The organism is Bradyrhizobium sp. Bra64 (assembly GCF_024519875.1).
GTDB classification, from domain to species: domain Bacteria; phylum Pseudomonadota; class Alphaproteobacteria; order Rhizobiales; family Xanthobacteraceae; genus Bradyrhizobium; species Bradyrhizobium japonicum_G.
The window spans coordinates 671,927-696,074 of record NZ_JALJRD010000002.1 but is presented as its reverse complement, the minus strand read 5'-3'; the positions used below and the strand labels follow the sequence as shown (position 1 = coordinate 696,074).

Below are 24,148 nucleotides of genomic sequence, written 5' to 3'. Positions count from 1 at the left end.
TCCGCGGATATATTTCTGGATTGCTTCGCTTCGCTCGCGATGACGACATTGAGGCAGGGGGACTACATTTCGATGTCATCCAAGAACCGTCTGGATCCGATCCCGCAGCCGCCGACCAAGCCGGTGGTCGGCAACATGCTGTCGCTGGACTCGGCCGCCCCCGTGCAGCACCTGACGCGGCTTGCGAAGGAGCTGGGCCCGATCTTCTGGCTCGACATGATGGGCTCGCCGATCGTCGTCGTCTCCGGCCATGATCTCGTCGACGAGCTCTCCGACGAGAAGCGGTTCGACAAGACGGTGCGTGGCGCGCTGCGGCGCGTGCGCGCGGTGGGCGGCGACGGACTGTTCACGGCCGACACCCGGGAGCCGAACTGGAGCAAGGCGCACAATATCCTGCTCCAGCCCTTCGGCAACCGCGCCATGCAGTCCTATCATCCGAGCATGGTCGACATCGCCGAGCAGCTCGTCAACAAATGGGAACGGCTCAACGCCGACGACGAGATCGACGTGGTCCACGACATGACGGCGCTGACGCTGGACACGATCGGCCTGTGCGGCTTCGACTACCGCTTCAATTCGTTCTACCGGCGCGACTACCATCCCTTCGTCGAGTCGCTGGTGCGCTCGCTCGAAACCATCATGATGACCCGCGGCCTGCCGTTCGAGCAGATCTGGATGCAGAAGCGGCGCAAGACGCTGGGCGAAGACGTCGCTTTCATGAACAAGATGGTCGACGAGATCATCGCCGAGCGGCGCAAGAGCGCGGAAGCGATTGACGACAAGAAGGACATGCTGGCCGCGATGATGACCGGCGTCGACCGCTCGAGCGGCGAGCAGCTCGACGACGTCAACATCCGCTACCAGATCAACACGTTCCTGATCGCGGGCCACGAGACCACCAGCGGCCTGCTGTCCTGCACCCTCTATGCGCTGCTCAAGCACCCGGACATCCTGAAGAAGGCCTATGACGAGGTCGACCGCGTCTTCGGCCCTGATGTCAATGCGAAGCCGACCTACCAGCAGGTGACGCAGCTCACCTACATCACGCAGATCCTGAAGGAGGCACTGCGGCTGTGGCCGCCGGCGCCCGCTTACGGTATCTCGCCGCTCAACGACGAGACCATTGGCGGCGGCAAGTACAAGCTCCGGAAGGCCACGTTCACCACCATACTGGTGACGGCGTTGCATCGCGATCCCTCTGTCTGGGGACCGAACCCCGACGCCTTCGACCCCGAGAATTTCAGCCGCGAGGCGGAAGCCAAGCGGCCGATCAATGCCTGGAAGCCGTTCGGCAACGGCCAGCGCGCCTGCATCGGCCGTGGCTTCGCCATGCACGAGGCCGCGCTCGCACTCGGCATGATCCTCCAGCGCTTCAAGCTGATCGATCACCAGCGCTACCAGATGCACCTGAAGGAAACGCTGACGATGAAGCCGGAGGGCTTCAAGATCAAGGTGCGTCCGCGCGCCGATCGCGAGCGCGGCGCCTATGGCGGGCCCGTAGCGGCGGCTTCGGCGCCGAAGGCGCCGCGTCAGCCGACCGCGCGTCCCGGCCACAACACGCCGATGCTGGTGCTTTACGGCTCCAACCTCGGCACCGCCGAGGAACTCGCGACGCGGATGGCCGACCTTGCCGAGATCAACGGCTTTGCCGTGCAACTCGGCCCGCTCGACGATTACGTCGGCAAGCTGCCGCAGGAGGGCGGCGTGCTGATCATCTGCGCCTCCTATAACGGCGCGCCGCCGGACAATGCGACGCAGTTCGTCAAATGGCTCGGCGACGATCTGCCAAAGGATGCCTTCGCCAATGTGCGCTATGCCGTGTTCGGCTGCGGCAACAGCGACTGGGCGGCGACCTATCAATCGGTGCCGCGTTTCATCGACGAGCAATTGTCGGCGCATGGCGCGCGCGCAGTCTATCCTCGCGGCGAAGGCGATGCGCGCAGCGATCTCGATGGCCAGTTCCAGAAATGGTTCCCGGCGGCCGCGCAGGTCGCGACCAGGGAATTCGGCATCGACTGGAATTTCACCCGCACCGCCGAGGACGATCCGCTCTACGCGATCGAGCCGGTGGCGGTGACCGCGGTCAACACCATCGTAGCCCAGGGCGGCGCGGTGGCGATGAAGGTGCTGGTCAATGACGAGCTGCAGAACAGAGGTGGGTCCAATCCGTCCGAGCGTTCGACGCGTCACATCGAGGTGCAGCTGCCGTCCAACATCACCTACCGCGTCGGCGATCATTTGAGTGTCGTTCCGCGCAATGACCCGACACTGGTGGATTCGGTCGCCCGCCGCTTCGGCTTCCTGCCGGCAGACCAGATCAGGCTTCGCGTCACTGAGGGCCGCCGTGCGCAATTGCCGGTCGGCGATGCCGTGTCGGTCGGCCGCCTGCTCAGCGAGTTCGTCGAGCTGCAGCAGGTGGCGACACGAAAGCAGATCCAGATCATGGCCGAGCACACCCGCTGTCCGGTCACCAAGCCGAAGCTGCTGGCCTTCGTCGGTGAGGAAGCAGAGGCGGCCGAGCGCTACCGAACCGAGATTCTGGCGAGACGCAAATCGGTGTTCGACCTGCTGCTCGAATACCCGGCCTGCGAATTGCCGTTCCACGTCTATCTGGAGATGCTCTCGCTGCTGGCGCCGCGCTACTACTCGATCTCGTCCTCTCCGTCGGTCGACGCGTTACGTTGCAGCGTCACCGTCGGCGTGGTCGAGGGGCCGGCCGCCTCCGGGCGCGGCACTTACAAGGGCATCTGCTCGAGCTATCTCGCCAACCGGCGCACGGGCGATGCGATCTACGCCACCGTGCGCGAGACCAAGGCCGGCTTCCGGCTCCCGGATGATTCGTCCGTGCCGATCGTCATGATCGGCCCGGGCACGGGACTGGCGCCGTTCCGCGGCTTCCTCCAGGAGCGCGCCGCGCGCAAGGCGAAGGGCGCCACGCTCGGCCCGGCCATGCTGTTCTTCGGCTGCCGCCATCCTGATCGGGATTTTCTCTACGCGGACGAGCTGAAGGCGTTCGCGGCCGATGGCGTCACCGAGCTGTTCACGGCCTTCTCGCGCGCAGATGGACCAAAGACCTACGTGCAGCACGTGCTCGCCGCGCAGAAGGACAAGGTCTGGCCGCTGATCGAGCAGGGCGCCATCGTCTATGTCTGCGGCGACGGCAGCAGGATGGAGCCCGACGTGAAGGCGGCCCTCGTCGCGATCCACCGCGAGAAGAGCGGCAGCGACGCCGTGGCGGCTGCGCGCTGGATCGAGGAGATGGGCGCGACGAACCGGTATGTGCTGGACGTCTGGGCGGGAGGGTGATTGTTGGTCCGACCGTGCTAAAGCTCTCGCATGATTCCCTGGGAAAAGATCGATACCGCGAAAATCCCCGGCTCCGACGAGGAGCTCCGCCTGATGCGGCGCGGCAAGGAGTTTTCCATCAAGCTCGGCACCAACGAGCTGATGAACAACCGACTGTCGGGCTCGGAAGCCGCACTCGCGACGCTTGCGGCGAAGCAGATCGAGATGGTCGCAAAACCTGTCGTTCTCATCGGCGGCCTCGGCATGGGTTTTACGCTGCGCGCGGCGCTCGCCGTGCTGGGAGGCAAGGCGAAGATCGTGGTGTCCGAGCTCGTGCCGGCGGTGGTCGCCTGGGCGCGAGGCCCGATGGCGCAGGTTTTTGGCGATAGCCTCGATGATCCCCGGGTGAGCATCCGGGAGACCGACGTCGGTGAAATCATCCGGGCGCAACGCTCGACCTTCGACGCGATTCTCCTCGACGTCGACAATGGGCCGGAGGGACTGACCCGCAAGGGCAATGACGCGCTCTATAGTGCGAGCGGATTGAAGGCGGCGAAGACCGCGCTGCGGCCGGGCGGGGTGCTGGCTGTCTGGTCCTCTGGGCCCAACCCTGCATTCGCCAAGCGGCTTGGAAGCGCCGGCTTCGACGTCAACGAGGTCAATATCCGCGCCACCGGCAGGGGTGGCGGCGCGCGTCATGTGATCTGGATGGCGAAAAAGAGCTAGGCCGCCTGCGCAGTCCCCAGTTCGATCCGTCAGAACATCGTGTTGCTGTTGGCGGGAATTTCGGGGACGGCCTGGACGACGTCCCAGTGTTCCACGATCTTGCCGTTCTCCAGCTTGAAGATGTCGACAATCGCATTGCCCCTGGTGCCGGGTTCGCGAACCGCGTGAACGTGCAGGATGACGTAGTCGCCATCCACGAAGCTGCGCTTGATCTCGCTGTGCGAGTTCGGGAATTTCTCGCGCAGGAAGCCGATGAACTTTCGGAAGCCGTCCGGACCGTCGGCCGCGTTCGGATTGTGCTGGACGTAGCGGTCGCCGACATAGGCGAGGGCTGCATCGGCGTCCTTCTGGTTGAGGCCCTTCTCGTAGAAGGCAAGCACGGCGGCGCGGTTGGCTTCTTCCTGCGCGCTGGCGGCGATCGCGGCGCCGTTGCCGAGGGACAGCATGAGAATGGAAGCCGCAATCATTGCGACGGACCGGACGATGAGACGCATGTGAGCTCCGAGAGGCCGCGGCCTCTGTCTTGCGATTGAGGGAGGCCTGTATAGCTTTCGTGCCGGCCTGCGTTAAGAGAGTAACCGGAAGCTCACATGGTTACCGCGAGGAGACCTCCGCCGGTCTACGCCGCCTGCGCTGCCGCACCATGCGCGTGCTTGTCGATGGCACCGATGATCTCGGGCCAGAAGCGCATCGGCAGCGCGTGGCCCATGCCTTCGATCATCAACAGCTTTGCGCCGGGAATTGATGCTGCCGTGTCCTTGCCGCCTTCGGGATGGACCAGGGGATCGACCGTGCCGTGGATCACCAGCGTCGGCGTCTTCACGCCATGCAGCCGCTCCTTGCGGCTGCCGGAGGCGAGCACCGCGCGGAGCTGCCGGCCGACGCCGGCGGGATTGAGCCCGCGCGCGAACACGCGTTCGGCACGGCCGGGGTCGAGCGCCTCCTCTTCCGGGAAGGACCCGGCGCGCAAGATGTTCCAGGTCTGGCCGTAGCGGACGATGAACTCCTCCTTGCTGCGCGGCGGCGGCGCCATCAGCATCGCGGCGGCCTCGCGTGTCGGCGGCGGCACGCGCGGATTGCCCGTCGTCGACATGATCGAGGTCAGCGAGCGCACGCGCTCGGGAAACGACAGTGTCACCTCCTGCGCGATCATGCCGCCCATCGAGGCGCCGACCAGATGCGCCGACTTGATGCCAAGTGCATCCATCAGCCCGACCGTGTCTTTCGCCATGTCGATCAGCTTGTAGGTTGCCGCGACGGGAATCTTGAGGAAGCGCAGCTTCAATAGCTCGAGCGGCGTCAGGCGCTTGCCGCCGGTGAGGTGGCTCGACTTGCCGATGTCGCGGTTGTCGAAGCGGATCACGCGAAAGCCATGCGCGGCGAGCTGCTCGCAGAACGCATCGTCCCAGTGGATCATCTGGGCGCCCAGCCCCATGATCAGCAGCAGCGGCTCGGCATTGTCGTTGCCGAAAATCTCGTAGCAGATATCGATGCCATTGGCGCGGACGGTCTGGGGCGGCTGATGGGCGGTCACGGATGCGTTCCCTCGGCTTTTGATCGATTGTGTATCGCACGGTTTCCCGCCGCAATGAAGCATGCGCGACACCGCGCCGCCGCTTGCCGGTTGACCGGCACCTCGCAACGGTGTGGTATGACGGAAAAAGAAGGGCGTCGAAGCTCTCGATTTCAGGAGGACGCCGATGACCGACAAGACCAACGACCCGGTCGCCATGTGGCAGAAGATGATGGGCGAGATGGAGAAGGGCTTCAACTCCTTCGCCAACCAGGCCATGTCGTCGCCCGAGTTTTCACTAGCCATGAACCGGGCCGGCGGCGTTGCTGCAGGTGCTCAGAAGCAGCTTGGCGAGCTCATGGAGAAGTATCTGGTCTCGATGAACCTGCCGAGCCGGGAGCAGGTCACGGCCCTTGCGGAACGGCTGCAATCCATCGAAGCCCAGGTCGGCGAGATGAAGTCGATGCTGAGCCAGATGGCGGCGAGTTCCGGCATCTCGCAATGCCTCGACGGGGCGCCGAAGCCGCCGCGGACGAAGCGTCCGCCCTCGGAAAACGGAGGGCAGACATGAACGCGCCGGCGGGACTTGATTTGGCGTCGATCCCGGAGCGCATCCAGTCCGAGGTGCAGCGCGCGATCCAGCGCAGCATCAAGGGCGTCGAATATTTTTCGACCTCCGGGCCCACCCTCGGCTCGACGCCGAAGGACGTGCTGCATTCGCGCGGCACGATGAGCCTCTATCACTACCGGCCGATGTCGGACGAGATCTACCGCGTGCCGGTGCTGATCGTGATGGCGACCACCAACCGCGGCTACATTCTCGACCTCGTGCCGGGCCAGAGCTTCATCGAGTTCCTCTTGAAGCGCGGCTACGACGTCTACATGCTGGACTGGAGCGCGCCGCGGCCGGAGGAAAAGAGCCTGCGGATGGAAGACTATGTCCTCGACTTCATCCCGGACTGCGTCCGCCGCGTGCAGCAGGATTCCGGCGAGCAGGACGTCTCCGTGATCGGTTACTGCTTCGGTGGCGTGCTGTCGTTGCTCTACGGCTCGATCTTCATGGACGGGCCGATGAAGAATTTGATCTGCTTCACCACGCCGATCGACTTCCGCGAGATGAAGCTGTTCTCGAATTTCTCCGACCGCCGTTATTTCGACGTCGACCGCCTCGTCGACAGCGTCGGCAACGTGCCGCCGGAGATGATCCTGTCGTCGTTCGAGATGCTGCGCCCGGCCTCGCGCGCGGTGAGCCAGATCCAGCTCTGGGAAAACATCTGGAACGACGAGTTCGTCAAATCCTACCGGATGTTCGACCGCTGGGCGACCGACACGCTGCCGCTGGCTGGCGAATATTTTCGTACGATCACCAAGGACCTGATGTGGGACAACAAGCTGTTCAACGACACCATGTCGGTTGGCGGCCGCGCGGCGAAGCTCGCGAACATCAAGGTGCCGTTCCTGCATGCGGTCGCCGAGCACGACCACATCGTGCCCTATGACGCCGCAAAGCACCTGATCGCCAAGATCGGATCCGGGGACAAGGAAGAGGTGATGCTGAAGGGCGGTCACGTCTCGCTCGTCGCCGGCGCCAATGCGGTGAAGCGGCTGTGGCCGAAACTGGATTCCTGGCTTGGGAAGAGATCGACATGAGCGAGCAGCGTTCCTATCCGCGTCACGTCAAGACCGATGCCGGAGATATCGAGATCCGCCTGATGTCGCCCGCGGACGAGGCCGCCGTGCTCGCCTTCGGCAAGGGCCTGCCGACCCACGATCTCCTTTTCCTGCCTCGCAACATCAGCGAGCCAAAAGTGCTCTCGGCCTGGGTCAAGGAGATCGAGCGCGGCGCGATCACGAGCCTGCTCGCGGTGAAGGACGGCAAGGTCGTCGGCTGCGGCACGCTGGTGCGCGATCCTCACTCCTGGTCGCCCCATGTCGGCGAGATCCGGATGGTCGTCTCGCTCGACGTGCGCGGGAAGGGGGTGGGGCGGGCGTTGTCGCAGGAGACCTTTGCGCTCGCGCTCGGCGCCGGCCTCGAAAAGCTCTCGGTCCAGATGACGGTCGACCAGCAGGCGGCGATTGCCGTGTTCGAAAGCCTCGGCTTCAAGGCCGAGGCGCTGCTGCGCGACCACGTCCGGGACGTCGACGGCAAGACGCACGACATCGTCGTGCTCGGCCACAACATTGCGCAGGTCCAGGCACAGATGGAAGCCTATGGGCTTCCGGGCGCCGTCCAGCACTAGGTTCCCAGCGGGGCCCGACTGGCTACGAAGGCACCATATTGCCTACCCTGAAGGCTATTCACGATTTCGTGATATCGCAGCGCAATATGAATATTGCATCGCACAATTAACTATGCCATATAAGCAGTGCCCCGGGCCAATGAGGACGGGGTGAGCCCATAGCTCAACCAATGAGGATGGAGAAAACCCCATGACCACCGAAACCAACACCGCTTTCGAGGGCTTCAAAGACGCTTTCAAGAACATCCAGAACCTGGAAGTTCCCGAGGCTGCCCGCGAATTCGTCAAGAAGTCCGCCAGCACCGCCAAGGATCGTGCTGCCGAAGTGTTCGCTGGCTCCGAGCGCGTGACCGCCGCCGTCGAGAACGCGGTGACCGAGTCCGTCACTGAAGCCGGCAAGATCAGCCGCAACATCCAGCAGGCGATCTTTGAGGACGCCGAGGCGTTCTTCTCGGGCATCGACAAGCTGGCGTCCGCCAAGTCGTTCAGCGAAGCCGTCGAGATCCAGTCCAGCCTGCTCCGTGCACGCGGCGAAGCCTTCGTCTCGCGCGCCAAGGCGACCACCGACTATCTCGGCAAGCTCGCCACCAACGGTGCGAAGTCCGCTCAGGACAATTTTGCCAAGGTCTACAACAAGACCGCCTGATCTGTCTGGACGAGAAACTGAATTTGAGGCCCGCTTCGGCGGGCCTTGTTTTTTGCCTTGCCGTCATTGCAAACGAAGCGAAGCCATCCGGACTCTTTCTGCGGAACGATTCTGGATTGCTTCGCTTCGCCTGCAATGACGGGTACTGTGATGCAGTCATGACTCCATCGGGCAGCTTCTCCTTCGACTCCCCCGGCGATGCCGAACGCGCGGCCGAACTGCGCCGAGTGAAGGCGCTGGCTACGCTGGTGCTGGCCTCGACGCTTCTGCTGTTCGTCGTCGCGAAATGGCTTCTCCCCGTGCATCCCGTATTCGGCTTCATCGCCGCCTTCGCGGAAGCTGCGACCATTGGCGGGCTCGCCGACTGGTATGCCGTGGTCGCGCTGTTCAAGCGTCCGCTTGGCCTGCCGATCCCGCACACCGCGATCATCCAGAGCAACCAGGCCCGCATCGCCGACAAGCTCGGCGAATTCATCCAGGTGCATTTCCTCGAGGCCGGTCCCGTCGAGGCCAAGCTGCAGGAGATCGACTTCGGCTCGTTCGTTGCGGACTGGCTGCGCGATCGCAAGCGCAGTGACGACCTGGCGCGCTTTGCGTTGCGCCTGCTGCCCGAGGCCTTCTCCGCGACCGAGACCTCCGGCCTGATGACCTTCATCATCCGCCGCATGTCCTCGCAGCTCCAGGCGATCGACCTGGCGCCGCTCGCGGCCGGCACGTTGCGCGGCTTTGTTGCGGAGGGGCGGCACCAGATCCTGTTCGACGATCTCCTGCGCGTGATGCACGAGACGCTGAACCAGAAGGAGACGATGGCGATAATCCGCGACAAGGTGCGCGCGGAGTTGCCGACCCTGCTCAGGCTCTATCGTGCCGACAAGTTTCTGGTGAACAAGATCGTTGCGTCGGCGACCGCCTTCTTCAATGAGGTGCGCAGCGATCCCAAACATCCGTTCCGGAGTGAGTTCGACCGTATGGTGCTGAGCTTCGTCGACCGGCTCGGCACCGACCAGGCCTATGTCGAACGCATCGACGGCTTGAAGCGCGACCTGCTCGCACGGCCCGAGCTTGCCGATCTCGCCCGCACGGTCTGGGCCAACACGCGGTCCTTCATCGAGCGAAGCGCGAGCGGCGAGACGCAGGTATTGCAGCATCATCTCGCCGGCATGTTCGTCGCCGCCGGCGAAGCGCTCGCCGGCGATGCCGAGCTGCGCGGCGAGATCAACAAGGGCCTGGTGGCGGTGCTGCGCAGTTTCGTCGCGGACCAGAAGAGTGGCGTCTCGACCTTCATCTCCGACCAGGTCAAGGCGTGGGACATGGCGCAGCTGATTTCGCTGATCGAGATCAACATTGGCCGCGACCTGCAATACATCCGCTTCAACGGTTCGCTGATCGGCGGGCTCGCTGGTCTTGCGCTCTACTCCGTAGAATTCCTGCTTCGATTGTTGTGACTTTTGCGTCACGCACGTTGGCATTCACGCGCCGGCCTATTGTGGCCTTTGGCTTCACCCGCTTGAATGTCGGGAACCGGCGCCCTAGCTGATTCATGTTGCGCTGCGGAACGTTCGAGAAGCCGGCGTGTTGGAATTCAACCCATTTGCCGGCATCGCAGCCGGTGACCTTTTCAGCAATTCTTCCGAGGGACCATTGATGACCGCTACTGCCCAGACGCTGCGTCCGCCGTCCCGTACTCTGATGTTCCTGGAAGGGCGCGCGATCCACGAGTTCGGTGCATTCCTCGGCTCACTGCCGCTGCTGAGCCTTGCGTCGCGCGGCGATGGGCATCCGGTGCTGGTGCTGCCGGGCCTTGTGGCCTCCGACACGTCCACACGCGCACTGCGCACGTTTCTGGCGGGCAAGGGCTATGCGGTGAGCGGCTGGCGCCAGGGCCGCAACTATGGCCTGCGCGAGGGCGTGCAGCACGCGATGGTCGATCTGGTCCAGGAGCTCAGCGATACCCATGGCCGCAAGATCAGTCTGGTGGGCTGGAGCCTCGGCGGCCTCTACGCGCGCCAGCTCGCCAAGATGATGCCGGAGCGCGTGCGCCAGGTGATCACGCTCGGCAGCCCGTTTGCGGGCAATCCCCATTCCACCAATGCCTGGCGCGTCTATGAATGGGCGAGCGGGCGGAAGTCCGACGAGGTCGATCCGCAGTTCGGCGGCGAGCTCGCCGTGCCGCCGCCGGTGCCGACCACCGCGATCTTCAGCCGCACCGATGGCGTCTGCGCCTGGCAGGGCTGCATGGAGAAGGCGGGCGCGCAGACCGAGAGCATCGAGATCGAGAGCAGCCATTGCGGCATGGGTCATCATCCGGCCGCGGTCTATGCGGTCGCCGATCGCCTCGCGCAGAAGGAAGGCCAGTGGCGGCCCTTCGACCGCAGCGGCTGGCGCAGCCTGGCCTATCCCGACCCGCATCGGTAGTGCACGTCCTCACCTCGCCCCGTGACAACGGGGAGAGGGAGAGCAACAGCGTCGCTCCCGTCCATTGTCGCGCCAGCACCAAACGCGCTATGCCTCGCGCATGGCGCATCCGTTGTCCCGCATCATCGACCAGCTCAAGCGCGAGCCGTCGCGCACCGGCTCCATCGTCATCACCGTGTTCGGCGACGCCATCGTGCCGCGCGGCGGCTCGGTGTGGCTCGGCACGCTGCTGGAATTCTTCGAGAGTCTGGCCATCGACAGCGGCGTGGTGCGCACGGCGATGTCCCGGCTCGCAGCCGATGGCTGGCTGACGCGCGAAAAGGTCGGCCGCAACAGCTTCTATCGCCTGGCCGATAAGGGGCAGCAGACCTTCGCGGCCGCCACGCGTCACATCTACGATCCGCCGCCATCTGACTGGACCGGACGCTTCGAGCTGCTCCTGATCGGCAATGGCGAGGATCGCGACGCCTCGCGCGAGGCGCTGCGCAACGCCGGCTTCGGCAGCCCGCTGCCTGGTGTGTGGGTTGCGCCGTCGGGCGTGCCGGTGCCGGACGAGGCCGCGGGCGCGATCCGGCTGGAAGTCTCGGCCGAGGATGACAGCGGCCGCCGTCTGCTCAGCCAAAGCTGGCCGCTCGACCGTACCGCGGACGCCTATCTGAAATTCATGAAGACGTTCGAGCCGCTGCGCGGCGCGCTCGCGCGCGGCACGAATTTGTCCGGGGCCGACGCGTTCACCGCGCGCATTCTCCTGATCCACTATTATCGCCGTGTCGTGCTGCGCGATCCCCTGCTGCCCCAGAGCCTGCTGCCGCCGGACTGGCCGGGGCGGGCTGCACGCGAACTCTGCGGCGAGATGTATCGCGCGCTGCTTGCCCCGTCCGAACAATGGCTTGATGGCCATGGAACCAACGAAAGAGGGCCATTGCCGCCGGCCCGGAAGCTTCTGGAACGCAGATTCGAGGCCTGATCGACATGTTACAGAAATATCTTGCATGAGATAATTCTTGTTATATATTGCCTCCCAATAAAACGGGAGGATGCGCATGTATACCCAGGCGCTGAACACGGCCGAGGCGGATGACCGCAGCCTCGAGGACGTAGCCAAGGCGGCCCAGTTCCAGGCCCGCATCGACGCCGAGGAGCGCATCGAGCCGAACGACTGGATGCCGGCGGCCTATCGCAAGACGCTCACCCGTCAGATCTCCCAGCACGCCCATTCCGAAATCGTCGGCATGCTGCCCGAAGGCAACTGGATCACGCGCGCGCCGACGCTGCGCCGCAAGGCGGCGCTGCTCGCCAAGGTGCAGGACGAGTGCGGCCACGGGCTCTATCTTTATGCCGCCGCGGAGACGCTTGGCGCCTCGCGCGAGGAACTGGTCGATGCGATGCTTGCCGGAAAGGCCAAGTACTCGTCCATCTTCAACTATCCGACGCTGACCTGGGCCGACATCGGCACCATCGGCTGGCTGGTGGACGGCGCCGCGATCATGAACCAGATCCCGCTGTGCCGCTGCTCCTACGGTCCCTATGCGCGCGCGATGATCCGCGTCTGCAAGGAGGAATCGTTCCACCAGCGCCAGGGCTACGAGATCATGCTGACGCTGTGCCGCGGGTCGGACGAGCAGAAGGCGATGGCGCAGGATGCGCTGGATCGGTGGTGGTGGCCGGTGCTGATGATGTTCGGCCCGCCCGATGCCACCAGCCAGCATAGCGACACCTCGACGAAGTGGAAGATCAAGCGCTTCTCCAATGACGAGCTGCGTCAGAAATTCGTTGATGCCACCGTGCCGCAGGCGCAATATCTCGGCCTCACCATTCCCGATCCCGGCATGACGCAGGACGCAGACGGGCACTGGCGCTACAGCGCGATCGACTGGACCGAATTCAAGCAGGTGCTTGCCGGCAACGGACCTTGCAACCGCGACCGCATGGCCGCGCGCCGCAAGTCGCACGACGAGGGCGCCTGGGTGCGCGAGGCTGCCGCTGCCTATGCCGCAAAGCGCGCGCAGCGTCAGACCGCACAAGCTGCGGAATAGGGAGATCACGATGACCACGCCGAACACGCCGCTGTGGGAAGTCTTCATTCGCAGCCGCAACGGGCTTGCGCACAAGCATGTTGGCTCCCTGCATGCCAGCGACGCCACCATGGCGCTCCAGGCCGCCCGCGACATCTACACCCGCCGCGGCGAGGGCCTGTCGATCTGGGTCGTGCCGTCGACCGCGATCACCGCCAGCGATCCCGCCGAGAAGGGGATGATGTTCGAGCCGGCGGAATCGAAGATCTACCGGCATCCGACGTTCTATGAGGTGCCGGAAGAAGTGGGGCACATGTGATGCCTGTCGCCAACATCCAGGTCTCCGAAACACCGCTGGTGCTCTATGCGCTGCGCCGCGCCGACGATGCGTTGATCCTCGGTCATCGGCTGTCCGAATGGTGCGGGCATGCGCCGATGATGGAAGAGGACATGGCGCTCTCCAACATCGCGCTCGATCTCATCGGCCAGGCGCGCGAGCTCTACACCTACGCCGCCAAGGCTGAAGGCAACGACAACGACGAGGACAAGCTCGCCTACCTGCGCGATGTCAGGCAGTACCGCAATCTGCTGCTGGTCGAGCAGCCGAACGGCGACTTCGCCCAGACGCTGGTGCGGCAGTTCTTCTATTCCGCTTTCGCCGACCTCTATTGGCGCGCGATGATGACATCGCGCGACACGACGCTCGCGGCGATTGCCGCGAAGTCGGAGAAGGAGAGTGCCTATCACCTGCGGCACGCCTCGGAGTGGATCATCCGTCTCGGCGACGGCACCGAGGAGAGCCATGCCCGTGCGCAGGCCGCGATCGATCATCTCTGGGCGTTCACCGGCGAGATGTTTGCCGTCGACGATGGCGAACGCGCCTTGATCCATGCGGGTATCGCCGTCGATCCGGGTGTTCTGCGCGGCCGCTGGCTGAAGATGCTCTCCGATGTCGTCAGCGAGGCCACGCTTGAGCTGCCGCAGAACGACTGGATGCAGCAGGGCGGCCGCGTGGGCCGGCACAGCGAACATCTCGGCCATCTCCTGTCCGAGCTGCAGTCGATGCAGCGCACTTTCCCGGGGCTGGCATGGTGACGGTGCTGGAATGCGATAGCGAGCTGCGCCAGCGTGCCTGGGACGCCGCGGCCAGCGTTGTCGATCCCGAAATTCCGGTGCTGAGCATCGCCGATCTCGGCGTGCTCAGAGACGTCGTTCTCGACGGCGATCATGTCGAGGTCGCGATCACGCCGACCTATTCGGGATGTCCGGCCATGAACATGATCGCGCTGGAGATCGAGGTCGCGTTGGAGCGCGCCGGATTCCGTGGCTCAAAGGTGCGCACGGTGCTGTCGCCTGCCTGGACCACCGACTGGATGAGCGATGAGGGTCGGCAGAAGCTGCGTGCCTACGGCATCGCCCCGCCGCAGGCCTCCAACTCGCGCCGCGCGCTGTTCGGCGAACAGGCCGTCGCTTGCCCGCAATGCGGCTCGGACAATACCGAACTGTTGTCCGAATTCGGCTCGACTTCCTGCAAGGCGCTGTGGCGCTGCAAGGCCTGTCGCGAGCCCTTCGATTACTTCAAGTGTCATTGAGTTGAACGAGATGCCAGCCACATTGTCATTGCGAACGCAGCGAAGCAATCCAGACTGTCTCCGCGGAAGCAGTCTGGATTGCTTCGTCGCAAGAGCTCCTCGCAATGACGGCGGTGAGGCCGATGTAGGGTGTCCATGATGTCCGCAGCCGCCCCCCGCTTCCATCGTCTGGCCGTCAGCGATCTCCGCCGCGAGGCGTCCGACGCCGTCTCGATGACCTTCGCGATCCCGCGCGAACTCTCCGATGACTATGCTTTCAACCCCGGCCAGTATCTCACGCTCCGGACCATGCTCGATGGCGAGGAAGTGCGCCGCTCCTATTCGATCTGCTCCGGTCCCGATGACGGTGAAATCCGCATCGCTGTGAAGAAGATCGACGGCGGCGCGTTTTCGAGCTGGGCCGCCGATGAACTCAAATGCGGCGACGAACTCGACGTGATGACGCCGACCGGCCGCTTCGGCGTGGTCGCGCCGGCCGATACGGGGCGGATCCATGTCGGCTTTGCCGCAGGTTCCGGCATCACGCCGATCCTGTCGATCGTCAAGGGCATCCTCGCACGCGAGCCGGACAGCCGCTTCTTCCTGTTCTACGGCAACCGCGCGACCGACAACATCATGTTCCTCGAAGCACTCGAGGAGCTCAAGGATCGCTTCATCGACCGCCTCTCGATCTTTCACGTCATCTCCGGTGAAGAGCAGGACATCCCGATCCTGCATGGCCGGCTCGACGGCGACAAGGTGAGGGTGCTGCTGCGCTCGCTGGTGCCGGCGGCAAGCGTCGATCACGTCTTCATCTGTGGTCCGTCCGGCATGAGCGAGGACATCGAGGCGACCTGCCGTGATCTCGGCATCGCGGACGAGCGCATCCACGTCGAGCGCTTCGTCTCCGAGTTCGGCGGCAAGCCGCGGCCGAAGAAGGCCGTCGCCCCGGATGCGCCGCCGAAGGCGATCGCATCGCTGATCATCGACGGCAAGCGCCGCGACGTGCCGGTCGCCGAGGACGAGGCCATCCTCGATGCCGCGCTTCGCGCCGGCGTCGATCTGCCCTTCGCCTGCAAGGGCGGCATGTGCTCGACCTGCCGGGCAAAACTGGTCGAGGGCGAGGCACCGATGGACATCAACTATTCGCTGGAACCCTGGGAGCTGAAGGCCGGTTTCGTCCTGACCTGCCAGGCAAAGCCTTCGTCGGCGCGGGTCGTCGTCGATTACGACCACGTTTGACAGTGCGAGCCAACCAGAACAACATCATGAGCAAGCCATTGGCCGGGAGAAGCGCGTGAACGTCAAAGCCGCCCTGTCGCCTGAGGATGTTGCCCGTGCCTGCGCCGACGCGATGTGGGCGGAGGACGATGCTTCCAAGGGCCTCGGGATGGAGATCGTCGAGATCGGCCCAGGCCTTGCAACGCTCGCAATGACGGTCCGGCCGGACATGGTCAATGGCCAGCGCATCGCTCATGGCGGCTTCATCTTCACGCTGGCCGATTCCGCTTTCGCCTTTGCCTGCAACTCGCACAACGACCGCGTCGTCGCGGCCCAGGGCCAGATCACCTTCATCAAGCCGGGCTTGCTCGGCGACCGCCTCGTTGCGAGAGCAAGAGAGATTACTCGGAGCGGCCGCTCCGGCATCTACGACGTGCGCGTCACCGCCGGCGATACCGTCATCGCGGAATTCCGCGGACATTCGCGCGTCATTCCCGGCAATTGGCTGCCGGCACACGACGAATAAAGAAAAGAACAGATCAATGCGGGGAAACCAGGATGGCTCTGACGAGGCTCAAGGCAGGTGGCGACGCCTATAGCGCCGAGACGGACGCGCACGAGCGCGCCTCGCGCGACGAGATCATGGCGCTCCAGAAGGAGCGGCTGGCCTGGTCGCTGAAGCACGCCTATGACAACGTCGCGCATTATCGCAAGGCTTTCGACAAGGCCGGCGTGCACCCGTCCGACTTTCGCGAACTGTCCGACCTCGCGAAATTCCCGTTCACGGTGAAGACGGATCTCCGCGACAACTATCCCTTCAACATGTTCGCAGTGCCGCGCGAGAAGCTGGTACGCGTACATGCCTCCTCCGGCACCACAGGCAAGCCGATCGTGGTCGGCTATACGCAGGCCGACATCGATACCTGGTCCGCGGTGATGGCGCGCTCGATCCGCGCCGCTGGCGGCCGCACCGGCATGATCATCCACAACGCCTATGGCTATGGGCTCTTCACCGGGGGGCTCGGCGTCCACTATGGCGCGGAGAAACTCGGCTGCACCGTGGTGCCGATCTCCGGCGGCATGACCGAGCGGCAGGTACAGCTCATCAACGATTTCCGGCCCGACATCATCACGGTGACCCCGAGCTACATGCTGGCGATCCTCGACGAGTTCAAGCGCCAGAAGCTCGATCCGCGCCAGTGCTCGCTCAAGGTCGGCATCTTCGGCGCCGAGCCCTGGACCAATGCGATGCGCGGCGAGATCGAGGACGCATTCGACATGGACGCGACCGACATCTACGGCCTGTCCGAGGTGATCGGCCCCGGCGTCGCGCAGGAATGCATCGAGACCAAGGACGGCCTGCACATCTGGGAGGATCATTTCTATCCCGAGGTGATCGACCCCGAGACCGGCGCGGTGCTTCCCGACGGCGAGAAAGGCGAGTTGGTTTTCACCTCGCTCACCAAGGAAGCCTTTCCGGTGATCCGCTATCGCACCCGCGACCTGACGCGGCTGCTGCCGGGCACGGCGCGGCCGGGCATGCGGCGCATGGAGAAGGTGACCGGGCGCTCGGACGACATGATCATCCTGCGTGGCGTCAATCTGTTCCCGACCCAGATCGAGGAGGTGTTGCTCGCGACCGACTGGTGCGGCGGGCATTTCATCATGGAGCTGACCCGCGAAGGCCGCATGGACGAGCTGACCATCATTGCCGAAGCGCGGCCGGAGAGCTGGGACGGCCGGGGTCTGGTCGACCACGCGGACCGGATCTCGACCCACATCAAGAACACCATCGGCATCAGCTCCCGGGTGCAGGTGGTCGCGCCGGCCACGCTGGAGCGTTCGCTCGGCAAGGCCAAGCGCCTCTACGACAAGCGGCCGAAGGATTGACTTGACCATCCGTAAGGGCGACAAGGCCCGCGAGAAATCGCGGGTCTTTTCCATGTCACCAGCCGATAGCAAAGCCGTCGAGGCGCGCTGCGTGCGCCTCAATGCCAAGGCCGAGAGCGCCGCGGCGCTTGCGCCCGCGGTCGAGCGTCAGAATTTAACACGCGGTCCAGGCGACCTCCTGATCGAGGTGAAGGCAGCCGCCGTCAATCCGTCCGACATCAAGGCCGCGACCGGGCTGATGCCCTATGCCGTATTCCCGCGCACGCCCGGCCGCGACTACGCGGGCGTGGTGATCGATGGGCCGGCCGATACGATCGGCCGCGAGGTGTTCGGCTCATCCGGCGATCTCGGCATCCGCCGCGACGGCACGCACGCAAGCCATCTCGTTGTGGAAGCCGACGCGGTGGTGGAGAAGCCGAAGGCGCTGTCCTGGGAGGAGGCGGCCGGCATCGGCGTGCCTTTCGTCACCGCCATGGAGGGCTTTCGCCGCGCCGGCGTGCCGAAGAATGGCGAGATCGTTCTGGTGTTCGGCGTCAACGGCAAGGTCGGTCAGGCTGCGGTGCAGATCGCGACCTGGCAGGGCGCGCGCGTCATCGGCGTGGTGCGCAAGGCGGAAGCCTATGAAGGCCATGCCAATGGGCCCATCGAAGTGATCGACGCTTCCGCGACCGATGTCGCGACGCGCGTGCGCGAAGTGACCGGCGGCAAGGGCGCCGACATCGTCTTCAACACGGTCGGCGATCCCTATTTCCAGGCGGCGCACAAATCGCTCGCACTTCGCGGCCGCCAGATCCTGATCGCCGCGATCGACCGCATCGTGCAATTCAACATCCTCGAATTCTACCGGGGCCAGCACACCTATGTCGGCATCGACACACTCGGCCTGTCCTCGGTGGCAACGGGCGCCGTGCTGCGCGATCTCGGCCCCGGCTTTGCGAGCGGCCATCTTAAGCCGTTTCCGATTAGGGCGAATGCCGTCTATCCGCTGGAGCGCGCCAAGGAGGCGTATGTCGCGGTTGCCGGCTCGTCGCGGGATCGCGTGATCCTGAAGCCGTAACACGTCGTCATTGCGAGCGCAGCGAAGCAATCCAGAAATGTATCCGCGGAGACAGACTGGATTGCTTCGCTGCGCTCGCAATGACGGAGAATGACGAGAGATCTGAGAACAGCCGATGGAATCCACCCAACTCGTCATCCTCGCCGGCCTCGTCATCGGCCTGATCTATGGCGCCGTCGGCCTGCTCAGCGGCTTCTGCCTGATGAGCAGCATGCGTGGCTGGCTGGCCGGGGGAGACGGGCGGCTGGTGCGCACTTATGCGCTGGCGATCGCGGTTGCGATCGGCGCGAGCCAATTCCTCGCCGGCAGCGGTATGGTCGATCTCGGCAAGTCGATCTACCTGCAACAATCCTTTTCCGCTCCGGTGCTGTTCCTCGGCGGCCTGCTGTTCGGTTATGGCATGGTGCTGTCGAACGGCTGCGGTTCGCGTGCGCTGGTGCTGCTCGGCCGCGGCAATCTCCGCTCCTTCGTGGTGGTGATCGTGCTTGGTATTGCCGCTCAGATGAGCCTCAAGGGGCTGATCGCGCCAGCGCGCATTGCGCTGGTTCAGGCTACGCAAACCACTGTCGCCGCCAATTCGCTGCCGTCGTTGCTGGTGACGTTCGGTCCGGGCGACGCGGTCTCGCGCGTGCTGGCCGCGACCGTGATCGTCGTTGGGCTGATCCTGTTTGCTTTCGCGCATCCAAAGTTCCGGCGTTCGCCGGGCCAGATCGCGGCCGGCGCTATCGTCGGTGTCCTCGTCGCCGCCGGCTGGTTCGTCACCGGCTTTCTCGGCGCCGACGACTTCAATCCCGTGCCGGTGACCTCGCTCACCTTTATCGCGCCGATCGCGGATGCGCTGCAATACGCCATGCTCTCGACCGGCCTGACGCTCAATTTCGGTATGGCGACGGTCGGCGGCGTATTCGCCGGCAGTCTCGTGACTGCGCTCGCGACGGGCAGCTTTCATCTCGAAGGCTATTCTTCGCCGCGCCACATGCTGCGCTCGGCCGGTGGGGCCGCGCTGATGGGCATCGGCGGGGTGATGGCGTTCGGCTGCTCGATCGGGCAGGGGCTCACAGGCGTATCGACGTTGGCGCTGGGCTCGTTCGTCGCGGTTGCCGGCATCCTGCTCGGCACGACGGCTGGCCTGCGCGGAAGCTTGCGCGTTCAGCCCCTCGCGGTCGCCTGACCGCGCAGCAGCCGGTCGCCCAGCGTCGCAAGGCCGATACCGGCGACGATCAGCCCGGCTGCGACAGCAAGACTGATGTCGATCGGCTCGCCCAGCAGGATCGCGGCACTGGCGATGCCGACGAGCGGTGTCCCGGTGGTGCCGAGCGACGTCGTCAGCGCCGAGATGCTCTTGTTGACCATCGACATCGCCCAATAGGCCAGCGCCGTCCCGATCAGTCCGGAGTACAGGAACAGCAGGACGAGCCGCCACGACCATTCCGCATGCGGCAGGCCGTCCGTGACGGTCGCGCTGACGGTCAGCACGATCGTTGCGACGAGTACCTGCCAAATCAGCAACTGGAGCGGGGATGCGATCCAGCGATGCGCGCGGATATAGATAATGTTCGCGGCCCAGGACATCGCGGCCAGGATGACCATGCCGGCGCCGAGCACGACGTTGCTATTGGTCCAGTCGATCGATGCCGGGTTCAGGATCACGGCAAGGCCGATCAGTCCGAGCAGGGCGCCGGCAAGTTTTGGCGCGGTCAGCGTATCCTTCCCGAGCAGGGGCGCAGCGATCGCGACCCAGAGCGGCGTGGTGTAGCCGAGCACGATGGCCTTGCTCGCGGGCAAGAAGCGCACGCCGGCCGCAACCAGGACCGAGAACACCGTCATGTGCAGCAGCGCGACGCTCAGAACCACAGGAATGTCGCGACGCTCCGGGATCACCAGATTGTTGCTCAGTCCCAGGATCACGAACAATCCGGCCAGCGCGATCCAGCTTCGGATCGCCGACGTCCACAGCGGCGGAAGGAACTGGACGAGCTGCTTCGTCACCGACCAGTTCACGCCCCAGGCCAGCACGACGATGAGGAACAGGCCGACGGCCGTGCGGGGTGAGAGGAAGTTCATCGCAAAATCCTTGAAGCAGTCCAGCCCGGCGGATAGCATCTCGATTGGCACCAGAAAAAGTGCCAGATCGGAAAGGAATAAGGTGCCAGTTTCGGAAAGCATGATTTCTGCCCTGATCGACCTGAGGCGGGCCGATGATGACGGGCTGGTGGCTCAGTTGACCAGCCAGCTCCGAGGCCTGATCGCGACCGGCCGTCTCCACAAGGGTCGTGCGCTGCCGTCGAGCCGCCGGCTGGCGAGCGATCTCGGCGTTTCCCGCAACACGGTCACCTACGCGTTCGAACAGCTCGCCGCCGAGGGATATCTCGAGGCATCGCATGGCCGTCGCCCGGTGGTGACGGTCGACGGCGGCGCGCACGGTGAAGGGGTGGGGGCGTTCGTATCCGGCGTGCGCTCCGCAAAGCCGCGGCTCTCCCCGTGGGCTTCGAAGCTCAAGCAGACGGACTGGCCGATGTCCTATCAGGCACCGCTCAAGCCGTTGCGTCCGGGGCATGGCGATTTCAGGGAGTTTCCGAGCGAAGTCTGGGCCCGCTGCCTGCGCCGCAGCGCTGTGCGCGCGGCCAAGCGTGAACTCGGGCCGGTCAACCGGACCCGCCTGCGCGAGGCGCTGGCGCATTATCTGGCGACCAGCAGGGGCGTTCACGCCACTGCGGACCAGATCATGATCCTGCCGAGCGCGCAGGCTGCGCTGACGTTGATTGCGGCGTCGCTCATCGCGCCCGGCGATGACGTCTGGGTCGAGAATCCCGGTTATCCCGGCGCCACGGCTGCCTTCCTTGCGTCCGGCGCACGCGTCACCGGCATGAGGCTGGACGAGCAGGGTATGCAGCGAATGCCCGGAATAGCCACGCCAAAGCTCATCTTCATGACACCATCTCACCAGCACCCGACCGGGCGGCTGATGTCGCTGGCCCGCCGCACCGAGTTTCTCAGGTTGAGCCGGCCCGGCAAGACCTGGATTGTGGAGGACGATTACGACGGCGAATTCCACTATGACAGCCGGCCAGTGCCGGCCTTGCAGGGCCTCGATGCCCATGGCCGCGTGTTCTATGTCGGCACGTTCTCGAAGGCGATGACATCGGACATCCGGCTTGGCTATCTCGTCGTGCCGCCGGCGCTGGTCGGGACCCTGGAAATCGCGCAACGGCACATCGGGCTGATTGCTTCCAGCCATATCCAGGAAGCGCTCGCCGAGTTCATCGCCGACGGGCATTTCCTCGCACATCTGCGCCGCGTGCGCCGGCTCTATCACGCACGCCGCGATCATCTCGTCGAGGGCCTGGAGCGCCATCTTGGTGGGGCGCTTTCGGTCGAGGTCCCCTCGGGCGGCATCCAGCTCGTCGCGCGCCTCAAGCGCGGCCGCGCTGATCAGGCGGCGGTCAAGCTGCTGGTCGAAGCGGGCGTCGAAACGCGTGCCTTGTCCAGCCTGTCGTTGGGTCGGCCGCGCGATCACGGCCTGCTGCTCGGCTTTGCGGCCTGGCGCGAGAACGAGATCAGCGCGGCACTGCGGACGATGGCGGCGTGCTTCTAGAGCATGATCCGGAAAAGTGTGAAGCGGTTTTCCGAAAAGATCATGCTCAAACAATAGGGCGCTAGTCCACGGCCTTGGTCACGATGCGGATCTCCGAGGTCAGCGTCCGGTGCACCGGGCACTTGTCGGCGATCTCCATCAACTTCTTTCGCTGTTCGGCATCGAGCGCGCCGTCCATGGTGATGTCGCGTTCGATCTGGTCGAGCATGCCGTCGCGTGTTTCGCACTCCTCGCAGTCCTTGGCGTAGATCTTGGAGTGCTTCAGCGTGACCGTGACGCGGTCGAGCGGAAGCGACTTGCGTTCGGCATAGAGGCGCATGGTCATGGATGTGCAGGCACCGAGACCGGCAAGCAGGAAGTCATAGGGGCCGGGGCCGGCATCCTCGCCGCCGGCGGCGACGGGCTCGTCCGCCACCAGATGATGCGGCCCGACCGTGATGATCTGGTTGAATTTGCTCTTGCGCGTCTCCTGCACCACGACCTGGCGCGGCGCCTCAGGGAGATCCATCGCCTTCGCGGGTTTGGCCATCTCGATGTACCGGCTCGCCCAGGCCGCGATCACGTCGGCCGCATAGAGCGCGTCGGCGGGCTTGGTCAGGAGATGATCGGCGTGGTCGAGCGAGACGAAGCTCTTGGGGTGCCTGGCTGTAACGAAGATCTTGGTCGCATTGTCGATGCCGACGGTATCGTCGACCGGTGAATGCATCACCAGCAGCGCCTTGTGCAGGCCGGTGACGTCCTTCATCAGCTCATGCTCGGCGACGTCGTCGAGAAACTCACGCCTGATCCGGAACGGGCGGCCCGCGAGCGAAACCTCGACTTCGCCTTGGGCGCGGATGCTGTCGAGATGCTCCTTAAACAGGCCGGTGACGTGCGCGGGATCGGAGGGCGCTGCGATGGTCGCAACTGCCTTGGCTTCGGGGATTTGTCCGGCTACCGCCAGGACCGCGGCGCCGCCGAGGCTGTGACCGATCAGGATCGACGGCGCCTTGCGGACGCTACGCAGATGATCGGCGGCGCGCACGAGATCGGCGACGTTGGAGGAGAACGTCGAATTGGCGAAATCCCCCTCGCTGGAGCCGAGCCCCGTGAAGTCGAAGCGCAGCACCGCGATGCCTCGGGCTGCGAGCGCGACCGAGATGCGCTTGGCCGCCAGCGTGTCCTTGCCGCAGGTGAAGCAGTGCGCGAACAGCGCAAAGGCCGCTGGCTCACCGTCCGGCAGTTCGAGTGCGGCCGAAAGCTGATGGCCGCCTTCACCCGTGAACTGAAAGCGTTCCGTCGACATGGGCTTTCCCCCCGTTTCCAAACTCTAATCGTCGGAGTAGCGCTGTTCGGCCCAGGGATCGCCGCGGTTATGATAGCCGCGGACTTCCCAGAAGCCCGGCGCATCCTCGGTCAGGAATTCGATGGCTTGCAGCCATTTGGCGCTCTTCCAGAAATACAGATGCGGCACGACCAGCCGCACCGGGCCGCCATGCTCTTCGGTCAGCGGCTTGCCGGACCAGCTATGGGCGAGCAGCGCGTCCTCGGCGGCAAAGTCTTCCAGCGCGAGGTTGGTGGTGTAGCCGTCATGGGAATGCAGCACGACGAAGCGTGCATCGTCGCGCGGCTGGCAGGCCGCCAGCAGTTCGCGCGTCGCAAGCCCTTCCCATTGGTTGTCGTAGCGCGACCAGGTGGTGACGCAGTGGATGTCGGAGGTGAACTGCACCTGCTTCTGGGCGGCAAACTCGGCAAAGGTCCAGAACACCGGGTTCTCGATCGCACCGTAGACGTCGAGCCGCCAGCGCTCGCGCGAAATCGGTGGCATGACCCCCAAATCGAGGACCGGCCAGTCCTTGGTGAGATGCTGGCCGGGCGGCAGCCGCTGGTCCTCGGGACGCGTGGTCCTACCGGTGAGGAAGCGGCCTTCGCGCGCCCATTTCTCCTTGGTGCGCGTCAGCTTGCTGTCGGGCGGCTCGTTGTCGTCGGCCATGA

Annotated in this window: 24 protein-coding genes; 19 read left to right on the top strand and 5 right to left on the bottom strand. The window is 64.7% G+C overall.

The annotated features are described in order from the left end of the window. Positions 1–72: 72 nt before the first annotated feature. Both NR187_RS10725 and NR187_RS10720 read left to right on the top strand, forming a co-directional pair. Positions 73–3,306, top strand: a complete 3,234-nt coding sequence (locus NR187_RS10725) for a bifunctional cytochrome P450/NADPH--P450 reductase (protein ID WP_256806425.1) — start codon at positions 73–75, stop codon at positions 3,304–3,306. 30 nt (positions 3,307–3,336) lie between these two features. Beyond that, positions 3,337–4,011, top strand: a complete 675-nt coding sequence (locus NR187_RS10720) for a spermidine synthase (protein ID WP_256806424.1) — start codon at positions 3,337–3,339, stop codon at positions 4,009–4,011. 29 nt (positions 4,012–4,040) lie between these two features. Here the strand turns inward: NR187_RS10720 and NR187_RS10715 are convergent, their stop codons facing one another. Together NR187_RS10715 and NR187_RS10710 are read right to left on the bottom strand one after the other, a co-directional pair. Beyond that, positions 4,041–4,505, bottom strand: coding sequence for a nuclear transport factor 2 family protein (locus NR187_RS10715; RefSeq protein WP_211382735.1), 465 nt, complete (start codon positions 4,503–4,505; stop codon positions 4,041–4,043). Between the two features lie 125 nt (positions 4,506–4,630). Next, the gene (locus NR187_RS10710; RefSeq protein ID WP_211382736.1) at positions 4,631–5,545 is read right to left on the bottom strand and encodes an alpha/beta fold hydrolase; all 915 of its coding nucleotides are present in this window, start codon (positions 5,543–5,545) and stop codon (positions 4,631–4,633) included. 166 nt (positions 5,546–5,711) lie between these two features. On the opposite strand from NR187_RS10710, the gene NR187_RS10705 reads away from it, so the two are divergent. From NR187_RS10705 to NR187_RS10630, 16 genes are all read left to right on the top strand, one after another. Continuing rightward, positions 5,712–6,095: a hypothetical protein gene (locus NR187_RS10705; protein WP_256806423.1), complete on the top strand. Its 384-nt coding sequence runs from the start codon at positions 5,712–5,714 to the stop codon at positions 6,093–6,095. Then, positions 6,092–7,174, top strand: a complete 1,083-nt coding sequence (locus NR187_RS10700) for an alpha/beta hydrolase (protein WP_211382738.1) — start codon at positions 6,092–6,094, stop codon at positions 7,172–7,174. The genes NR187_RS10705 and NR187_RS10700 overlap by 4 nt, the downstream gene beginning before the upstream one ends. Then, positions 7,171–7,764 (top strand): GNAT family N-acetyltransferase, encoded by a 594-nt coding sequence (locus NR187_RS10695; RefSeq protein WP_211382739.1) that lies wholly within the window; start codon positions 7,171–7,173, stop codon positions 7,762–7,764. The genes NR187_RS10700 and NR187_RS10695 overlap by 4 nt, the downstream gene beginning before the upstream one ends. 190 nt (positions 7,765–7,954) lie before the next feature. Continuing rightward, positions 7,955–8,410, top strand: a complete 456-nt coding sequence (locus NR187_RS10690) for a phasin (protein ID WP_211382740.1) — start codon at positions 7,955–7,957, stop codon at positions 8,408–8,410. Positions 8,411–8,568: 158 nt separating this feature from the next. Next, entirely contained in the window at positions 8,569–9,855 is a 1,287-nt protein-coding gene (locus NR187_RS10685; RefSeq protein ID WP_211382741.1) for a DUF445 domain-containing protein, read from the top strand. Between the two features lie 199 nt (positions 9,856–10,054). Further along, complete coding sequence (locus NR187_RS10680; protein WP_256806422.1) at positions 10,055–10,825, top strand: alpha/beta fold hydrolase; 771 nt, start codon at positions 10,055–10,057, stop codon at positions 10,823–10,825. 100 nt (positions 10,826–10,925) lie between these two features. Next, positions 10,926–11,792 (top strand): phenylacetic acid degradation operon negative regulatory protein PaaX, encoded by an 867-nt coding sequence (gene paaX / locus NR187_RS10675; protein WP_211382743.1) that lies wholly within the window; start codon positions 10,926–10,928, stop codon positions 11,790–11,792. Between the two features lie 76 nt (positions 11,793–11,868). Beyond that, positions 11,869–12,861, top strand: coding sequence for a 1,2-phenylacetyl-CoA epoxidase subunit PaaA (gene paaA / locus NR187_RS10670; RefSeq protein WP_256806421.1), 993 nt, complete (start codon positions 11,869–11,871; stop codon positions 12,859–12,861). Between the two features lie 10 nt (positions 12,862–12,871). Further along, positions 12,872–13,159 carry a 1,2-phenylacetyl-CoA epoxidase subunit PaaB gene (gene paaB, locus NR187_RS10665; RefSeq protein WP_092186062.1) on the top strand — a complete coding sequence of 96 codons (288 nt, stop codon included), beginning with the start codon at positions 12,872–12,874 and terminating at the stop codon, positions 13,157–13,159. Then, positions 13,159–13,935 carry a 1,2-phenylacetyl-CoA epoxidase subunit PaaC gene (gene paaC / locus NR187_RS10660; protein ID WP_211382745.1) on the top strand — a complete coding sequence of 259 codons (777 nt, stop codon included), beginning with the start codon at positions 13,159–13,161 and terminating at the stop codon, positions 13,933–13,935. The genes paaB and paaC overlap by 1 nt, the downstream gene beginning before the upstream one ends. Continuing rightward, positions 13,929–14,432 carry a 1,2-phenylacetyl-CoA epoxidase subunit PaaD gene (paaD, locus tag NR187_RS10655; protein ID WP_256806420.1) on the top strand — a complete coding sequence of 168 codons (504 nt, stop codon included), beginning with the start codon at positions 13,929–13,931 and terminating at the stop codon, positions 14,430–14,432. Before paaC ends, paaD begins: the two co-directional genes overlap by 7 nt. Before the next feature lie 138 nt (positions 14,433–14,570). Beyond that, positions 14,571–15,653: a 1,2-phenylacetyl-CoA epoxidase subunit PaaE gene (paaE, locus tag NR187_RS10650; protein WP_211382747.1), complete on the top strand. Its 1,083-nt coding sequence runs from the start codon at positions 14,571–14,573 to the stop codon at positions 15,651–15,653. Between the two features lie 55 nt (positions 15,654–15,708). Next, the gene (paaI, locus tag NR187_RS10645) at positions 15,709–16,158 is read left to right on the top strand and encodes a hydroxyphenylacetyl-CoA thioesterase PaaI (RefSeq protein ID WP_211382748.1); all 450 of its coding nucleotides are present in this window, start codon (positions 15,709–15,711) and stop codon (positions 16,156–16,158) included. Between the two features lie 32 nt (positions 16,159–16,190). Then, positions 16,191–17,522, top strand: a complete 1,332-nt coding sequence (gene paaK / locus NR187_RS10640) for a phenylacetate--CoA ligase PaaK (protein WP_211382749.1) — start codon at positions 16,191–16,193, stop codon at positions 17,520–17,522. A gap of 52 nt (positions 17,523–17,574) precedes the next feature. After that, entirely contained in the window at positions 17,575–18,579 is a 1,005-nt protein-coding gene (locus tag NR187_RS10635) for a zinc-binding alcohol dehydrogenase family protein (protein WP_256806419.1), read from the top strand. Positions 18,580–18,694: 115 nt separating this feature from the next. Beyond that, positions 18,695–19,750 (top strand): YeeE/YedE family protein, encoded by a 1,056-nt coding sequence (locus NR187_RS10630; protein ID WP_256806418.1) that lies wholly within the window; start codon positions 18,695–18,697, stop codon positions 19,748–19,750. Here the strand turns inward: NR187_RS10630 and NR187_RS10625 are convergent. Further along, entirely contained in the window at positions 19,729–20,643 is a 915-nt protein-coding gene (locus NR187_RS10625; protein ID WP_211382752.1) for a DMT family transporter, read from the bottom strand. The two genes, NR187_RS10630 and NR187_RS10625, sit on opposite strands and share 22 nt — an antisense overlap. A gap of 100 nt (positions 20,644–20,743) precedes the next feature. On the opposite strand from NR187_RS10625, the gene NR187_RS10620 reads away from it, so the two are divergent. Beyond that, on the top strand, positions 20,744–22,174 hold the full coding sequence (locus NR187_RS10620; RefSeq protein ID WP_211382753.1) for a PLP-dependent aminotransferase family protein: 1,431 nt from the start codon (positions 20,744–20,746) through the stop codon (positions 22,172–22,174). 61 nt (positions 22,175–22,235) lie between these two features. Here NR187_RS10620 and NR187_RS10615 read toward each other — a convergent pair whose 3' ends face one another. Together NR187_RS10615 and NR187_RS10610 are read right to left on the bottom strand one after the other, a co-directional pair. After that, positions 22,236–23,459 (bottom strand): bifunctional alpha/beta hydrolase/OsmC family protein, encoded by a 1,224-nt coding sequence (locus tag NR187_RS10615; protein WP_256806416.1) that lies wholly within the window; start codon positions 23,457–23,459, stop codon positions 22,236–22,238. Positions 23,460–23,483: 24 nt separating this feature from the next. Beyond that, complete coding sequence (locus NR187_RS10610; RefSeq protein ID WP_211382755.1) at positions 23,484–24,146, bottom strand: sulfite oxidase-like oxidoreductase; 663 nt, start codon at positions 24,144–24,146, stop codon at positions 23,484–23,486. Positions 24,147–24,148: the final 2 nt, after the last annotated feature.

What these genes read in the sequence shown, in the direction of transcription:
- NR187_RS10725 (WP_256806425.1), top strand. Translation starts at nt 73, where the DNA reads ATGTCATCCAAGAACCGTCTGGATCCGATCCCGCAGCCGCCGACCAAG.
- NR187_RS10720 (WP_256806424.1), top strand. Translation starts at nt 3,337, where the DNA reads ATGATTCCCTGGGAAAAGATCGATACCGCGAAAATCCCCGGCTCCGAC.
- NR187_RS10715 (WP_211382735.1), bottom strand. Translation starts at nt 4,505, where the DNA reads ATGCGTCTCATCGTCCGGTCCGTCGCAATGATTGCGGCTTCCATTCTC.
- NR187_RS10705 (WP_256806423.1), top strand. Translation starts at nt 5,712, where the DNA reads ATGACCGACAAGACCAACGACCCGGTCGCCATGTGGCAGAAGATGATG.
- NR187_RS10700 (WP_211382738.1), top strand. Translation starts at nt 6,092, where the DNA reads ATGAACGCGCCGGCGGGACTTGATTTGGCGTCGATCCCGGAGCGCATC.
- NR187_RS10695 (WP_211382739.1), top strand. Translation starts at nt 7,171, where the DNA reads ATGAGCGAGCAGCGTTCCTATCCGCGTCACGTCAAGACCGATGCCGGA.
- NR187_RS10690 (WP_211382740.1), top strand. Translation starts at nt 7,955, where the DNA reads ATGACCACCGAAACCAACACCGCTTTCGAGGGCTTCAAAGACGCTTTC.
- NR187_RS10685 (WP_211382741.1), top strand. Translation starts at nt 8,569, where the DNA reads ATGACTCCATCGGGCAGCTTCTCCTTCGACTCCCCCGGCGATGCCGAA.
- NR187_RS10680 (WP_256806422.1), top strand. Translation starts at nt 10,055, where the DNA reads ATGACCGCTACTGCCCAGACGCTGCGTCCGCCGTCCCGTACTCTGATG.
- paaX (WP_211382743.1), top strand. Translation starts at nt 10,926, where the DNA reads ATGGCGCATCCGTTGTCCCGCATCATCGACCAGCTCAAGCGCGAGCCG.
- paaA (WP_256806421.1), top strand. Translation starts at nt 11,869, where the DNA reads ATGTATACCCAGGCGCTGAACACGGCCGAGGCGGATGACCGCAGCCTC.
- paaB (WP_092186062.1), top strand. Translation starts at nt 12,872, where the DNA reads ATGACCACGCCGAACACGCCGCTGTGGGAAGTCTTCATTCGCAGCCGC.
- paaC (WP_211382745.1), top strand. Translation starts at nt 13,159, where the DNA reads ATGCCTGTCGCCAACATCCAGGTCTCCGAAACACCGCTGGTGCTCTAT.
- paaD (WP_256806420.1), top strand. Translation starts at nt 13,929, where the DNA reads ATGGTGACGGTGCTGGAATGCGATAGCGAGCTGCGCCAGCGTGCCTGG.
- paaE (WP_211382747.1), top strand. Translation starts at nt 14,571, where the DNA reads ATGTCCGCAGCCGCCCCCCGCTTCCATCGTCTGGCCGTCAGCGATCTC.
- paaK (WP_211382749.1), top strand. Translation starts at nt 16,191, where the DNA reads ATGGCTCTGACGAGGCTCAAGGCAGGTGGCGACGCCTATAGCGCCGAG.
- NR187_RS10635 (WP_256806419.1), top strand. Translation starts at nt 17,575, where the DNA reads ATGTCACCAGCCGATAGCAAAGCCGTCGAGGCGCGCTGCGTGCGCCTC.
- NR187_RS10630 (WP_256806418.1), top strand. Translation starts at nt 18,695, where the DNA reads ATGGAATCCACCCAACTCGTCATCCTCGCCGGCCTCGTCATCGGCCTG.
- NR187_RS10625 (WP_211382752.1), bottom strand. Translation starts at nt 20,643, where the DNA reads ATGAACTTCCTCTCACCCCGCACGGCCGTCGGCCTGTTCCTCATCGTC.
- NR187_RS10620 (WP_211382753.1), top strand. Translation starts at nt 20,744, where the DNA reads ATGATTTCTGCCCTGATCGACCTGAGGCGGGCCGATGATGACGGGCTG.
- NR187_RS10615 (WP_256806416.1), bottom strand. Translation starts at nt 23,459, where the DNA reads ATGTCGACGGAACGCTTTCAGTTCACGGGTGAAGGCGGCCATCAGCTT.
- NR187_RS10610 (WP_211382755.1), bottom strand. Translation starts at nt 24,146, where the DNA reads ATGGCCGACGACAACGAGCCGCCCGACAGCAAGCTGACGCGCACCAAG.